The following is a 5,000-nucleotide window of genomic DNA, read 5'->3' as shown; positions in this document are numbered from 1 at the left end:
GGCAATGTCATTGGTGAAGTGCAGATCGGTGAAGACGGCAAGTGGGCATTCACTCCTGAAGCACCGCTGGCCGAAGGTGAACACGTGTTCGAAGTGGTCATCACGGACCCGGCGGGCAACGCGTCCGAGCCATCGGAAGAGTTCGTGGTCATCGTCGACACCGTCGCGCCGGAAAAACCGAGCGTGGGTGGCGTGACCGACGAGCAGGGCCCGATTGCAAGCGGCGAAAGCACCGACGACACCCAGCCGACCCTGAACGGCGAAGGTAACCCGGGTGACACCGTGACCATCATCGACAATGGCAATGTCATTGGCGAAGTGCAGATCGGTGAGGACGGCAAGTGGGCATTCACCCCTGAGGAACCACTGGCCGAAGGTGAACACGTCTTCGAAGTGGTGATCACTGACCCGGCGGGCAACCCCTCCGCGCCATCGGATGAATTCGTCGTGGTCATCGACACTGTTGTGCCGGTTGCGCCGAGCATCGAGTCGGCCTACGACGACCTGGGTGACAAGCAGGGTATCGTGATGTCCGGTGAAGCCACCGACGACACCCAGCCGACCCTCAACGGCAAGGCTGAACCGAGCAGCCAGGTGGTGATTTTCGACAAGGGTGTCGAAATCGGCCGTGCGTCAGCAGACGCAGCTGGTAACTGGAGCTTCACCCCGGACGCAGCGTTGGCCGAAGGCGAGCACAGTTTCACCGTGGTCAACGAAGACCAGGCTGGCAACAAGTCTGAGCCATCCGCTGCGTACGTGGTGATCATCGACACCATCGCTCCGGAACAACCTAGTGTGGGTGGCATTGACGACGGCAAGGGTCCGCTTGAAAGTGGAGACAGCACCGACAACAACCAGCCGACCCTTAGCGGCGAAGGTAACCCGGGTGACACCGTGACCATCATCGACAATGGCAATGTCATTGGCGAGGTGGAGATCGGCGAAGACGGCAAGTGGGAATTCACCCCTGAGGAACCACTGGCTGAAGGTGAACACGTCTTCGAAGTGGTCATCACGGACCCGGCGGGCAACCCCTCCGCGCCATCGGAAGAGTTCGTGGTCATCGTTGACACGGTCGCACCGACTGCGCCAAGCATCGATTCGGTCTACGACGACCAGGGTGTCAAGCAAGGTGTCGTGAAGTCCGGTGAAGCCACCGACGACACCCGGCCGACCTTTAGCGGCAAGGCTGAAGCGAACGGCAAAGTGGTGATTTTCGACAAGGGTATCGAGATCGGCCGTGCGTCGGTAGATGCCGCTGGCAACTGGAGCTTCACTCCGGACGTAGCACTGGCCGAAGGCGAGCACAGCTTCACGGTAGTCAGCGAAGACCTGGCTGGCAACGCCTCCGAGCCGACTGCTGCGTACGTAGTTCTTATCGATATCGCGCCGCCACTCAAGCCGAGCATCGAGTCGGTCTACGACGACCAGGGTGCCAAGCAAGGCAGCCTGATGACTGGTGACACCACCGATGACACCCGGCCGACCCTCAACGGCAAGGCTGAAGCGGGCCGAACCGTGGTCATTGAGAACAAAGGTGTCGAGATTGGTCGCGTAACCGCGGATGAATCAGGCAGCTGGAGCTTCACTCCAGAAGCAGCATTGGCTGATGGCGAGTACAGGTTCAGTGCCGTCGCCGTGAGCCAGACTGGCGAACGCAGCCCTGTTTCGGATTCGATTGACCTAGTCATCTACACCGGTAATGGCCCGACCCAGGTTGCCCGACTGTTGCAGATGGGCAAGGACTCGGGGCAGAGCGGTAGCGATTTCATCACCAACAACGGTTCCTATGGGCGACTGCTGCAAGGTGTGCTGAATGCTGAGTTGACGGAAACCCAGAAGCTGCAGGTTTCCTCGGATGGCGGTAAAAACTGGTTTGATGCCCTGGTCGAGGGCACTGATTGGGTCATTCAGGATCGCAGTGTCCATACTGGAGGCTGGGTAATCCAGACCCGGGTAGTCGATCAGTCCGGTACTGTTGGTTACGTCATGAAACAGGCTGTGATCATGGATACGGCTGCGCCACGCGCACCGTCTTCGGTACAGCTGGCGGGTGCCCACCTGCAGGTAGGTTTCGATTCGGCCTTCATTTCTGTGGGTGATCGAGTTGCAGTGATTGCTGATGGCGGCGAACGTCGCTTCGAGCACACGCTGACTCAGCAGGATATTGCTGCCGGTTTCGTCAAGCTTGACGTGGGCTCGATTAGTTCCGCAAGTGCTGCTTTGGTGGATAAGGCCGGTAACTCGTCCGGGTTTATCGACACCGACGCCGCTCCGGCCGCGAACACTGTGCTGACCGGGGATGTCACCGAGGTCTATGGTCAAAGCCGCGATAACGTGTTCTCCGTTCATGATGTCAGCGTGCTGGATCAGATCCACCGGGTCGAAGGTAGCGGCGGTGTAGACAGCCTGCGCCTGCTTGGCGCCAATCAGGTCCTGGACTTGTCGGCCGTGAAAGGGCACCTGAGTTCGATCGAGGTCATCGACCTAACCGGCACTGGCGACAACACCGTGAAACTCGCCTTGGGCGATGTGCTCGAGTTGGGTAACCATCGTGCGTTTATCTCCGATGACTGCGTGCAGCTCGCGGTGAAGGGTAACGTTGGTGACAAGGTGTTGCTGAGCGACCTGCTGCCTAAAGGTATGGATGTCGGTGATTGGGAAGCGCTTGGTCAGGTGACCAGTGCTGGTGTTGTCTACGAGGTTTACCAGCACACCGGATTGGACGCGGAACTCCTGGTACAGCAGGGGGTAATGGTGCAATTCCAATAACCTGCCCAGTGCTCATCCGGGTATAGCCACGGTGTTTCGCCGTGGCCTTGCGCCAGGCCGGCTGTGATTGCGGCCTGAGTCGCAGCGGATCAACGCAGATTCAATAATTCTTCCCTTTTGGGCTGCTCTGCAGCCCTTTTTTTTTGTGGGCGCCGTCTAGGAATCTGTCACTCAACGTTTTCCAGGTCTGAAGCGCCTTTTGGGACTGATCCTATGTTTGATTCGGTAAGGGGAAATCATACTCGAATTGTTAATGAACCCATTAATTGAATTCATTAATTGGCTGTGCGGGGCGTTCGGTTCGTGGCAGTCAAAGTCTGCGCAGAGTGAATATAGAAGATTGAAATAACTCAGTCAGTCGAGCGTTCCCGCGTCGTCTGTGAGATTTGCCAGCACACCTGGCTTGAGCTGGGATTTCGCTGTTGAATGGCGTAGGACAGGCTCTCGGGTTTGTCTTGCGCTTGATATTGTTGTTCTAACTTTGGTCATTTCAAATGAAATTCGCCTTTCTCAATAAGCAAAATATGCTGTACTTCTTTCCGTTCGATGAGCTGGAAAGTTCAAGTTTGACCATTCCTGCAGTTGAAAGTGGGCGCTATATCTTTACTGAACAACAGAATGCGCTTCTTGGCGAAGCCGTTACTGCGCAGCGTCTTGATAACGACCTGAACTTGCGCCTGTACACCGACCCGCAGAAGCCCTTCGATATCGTGCTAAAGGACTTCTTCCTGGGCGATAACGGCATCTACAGCCTGACCAGCAGTGGTGAGTACAATCAGCACCTCCTTGCTCGTAGTGACGTTGCACAGGGGGCTGTGGAGTGGATGAGCACCAGCCTGGGACACCAGCAAAACCAGGACGAATCGGAGTTCCTCACCGCCATTCAGCGTGCGGCAACCTTTGAGGCTATTGAACAGCAGCTCGCAATGCTCAATGCCGATGTTGCGTCTGTTGAGGCTGACGCGCCTGTTGCTCAGGAGGGCGCGACTCTGGTTGGGCCTCGGCTGATGAGTGCAAGCGCGTTCACCGTTTACCCTGAAATTACTGCGATCTATGACAATGCCGGCAGCACGACCGGGTCGATTCAACTGAATACCCAGCAGGGTATTGCGATCATCGATGACCGGCTGCCAGTGTTCGAGGGTAGCGGTGAGCCCAACTCCACCTTGGAAATCCTGCACGGCGGGGAGCCTATTCTCACCGTCAAAGTCGATGCGCAAGGTCATTGGTCCATTCAACTGGAAGATACACTGGGAGAGGGGGCGCAGTTCTTCTCCGTGCGCGATGTGGCAACCGGGCAGGTGTCGGACTCGGTTGTGCTGATTATCGATACTGTCGCTCCACAGCGCGCCATGATCACTCAGGTCATTCAGGACCATACTGGCATTGCCTCAGCTGTCAGCAATGGCGGCTACACCGCCGACAACACGCCAACGCTGACGGGCAAGGCCGAAGCCAGCAGCCTGATCACTATTTACAACGGTGATGTGGAGCTCGGCGCAACCATCGCCAACGCCCAGGGTGTCTGGCGTTTTACCCGGATCAATCCGCCGCTGCCCGATGGTGAGTATGTATTCAAGGTGCTCGCTCAGGACGCCTCCGGCAACGTAAGCCTCCCTTCGCAAGTGTACAAGGTCATCATCGATACCATGGTACCCGAGCAGCCGCAGATCGTCGAAGTGCTGGACGATGTCGGCTCGGCTACTGGTCCGCTCCTGCACGGTGCAATTACCGACGATACCGCCCCGACACTCAAAGGCAAGGCTGAAGCCCATAGCACGGTCAAGATTTTTGATCGAGACAGTCAAATCGCTAGCGTCACTGCCGATGTCAATGGTAATTGGACGTTTACCCCGGAACAGTCCCTGGCAGAAGGTGCGCACAGCTTCACGGTGACGGCGACTGACCGCTTGGGTCTCGTATCGGCGCCTTCCGCGCCCCTGGATTTGACCGTAATGCTTGGCCTGCCATCGATGCCGATCATCACCGCGGTAAAGGATGGTGTCGGTTCGATTCAGGGCATCCTGCAAAAAAACGCCAGTACCGACGATACCCGTCCGAGCATCGAAGGTACTGCCGCGGCTCGCTCGACCATTTCGATCTACAGCAACGGCACCCTGCTGGGCACCGTTGAGGCTGATGAGGCAGGTCACTGGAGCTTCACCCCGCAAGCCGCCCTGGCGGATGGCCTGCACAACCTCACTGCCATTGCCACCAATGCCGCGGGC

General features: G+C 57.5%; 2 protein-coding genes. Both read left to right on the top strand.

Features of this window, described 5'->3' with window-relative positions; translation table 11 throughout:
* Positions 1 to 2,772, top strand: a 2,772-nt coding sequence (locus AC07YV_RS29675; RefSeq protein WP_494990397.1) for an Ig-like domain-containing protein, incomplete at its 5' end; no start/stop codon positions are given.
* A gap of 494 nt (positions 2,773 to 3,266) precedes the next feature.
* The coding region (locus AC07YV_RS29670; protein ID WP_494990396.1) for an Ig-like domain-containing protein at positions 3,267 to 5,000 on the top strand (1,734 nt) is incomplete at its 3' end.

The organism is Pseudomonas sp. GW456-E7 (assembly GCF_059424105.1).
This window is presented reverse-complemented; position numbering and strand designations above follow the sequence as displayed.